This window comes from Halomonas sp. ND22Bw, assembly GCF_003011945.1.
In the GTDB taxonomy this organism is placed as follows: Bacteria; Pseudomonadota; Gammaproteobacteria; order Pseudomonadales; family Halomonadaceae; genus Halomonas; species Halomonas halophila.
The window spans coordinates 1-241 of sequence record NZ_PXWD01001636.1 but is presented as its reverse complement, the minus strand read 5'-3'; the positions used below and the strand labels follow the sequence as shown (position 1 = coordinate 241).

1 protein-coding gene is annotated in these 241 nt (G+C 69.7%); it reads left to right on the top strand.

The genetic code is table 11. The features are described from left to right. Window positions 1–21: 21 nt before the first annotated feature. On the top strand, window positions 22–241 hold a 220-nt coding region (locus CVH10_RS23810; protein WP_369336013.1), incomplete at its 3' end, for a hydantoinase B/oxoprolinase family protein.

The following is a 241-nucleotide window of genomic DNA, read 5'->3' as shown; positions in this document are numbered from 1 at the left end:
CGCACCGAGACCTGCCAGCGAGTGGTCGATCTCATCCACGGAGCCCTCGCAACCGCCGCACCCGAGCGTGTCACCGCCGCAGCCAACGGCGCCAACACCGGCGTCCACTTCTCCGGCCTGGACTCCCGTACCGGCCGGTACTTCGTCTACCTGGAGACCATCGGCGGCGGTTCGGGCGCACGCGCCACCAAGGACGGCCTCGACGGGGTGCAGGTGCACGTCACCAACACCTCCAACCTGC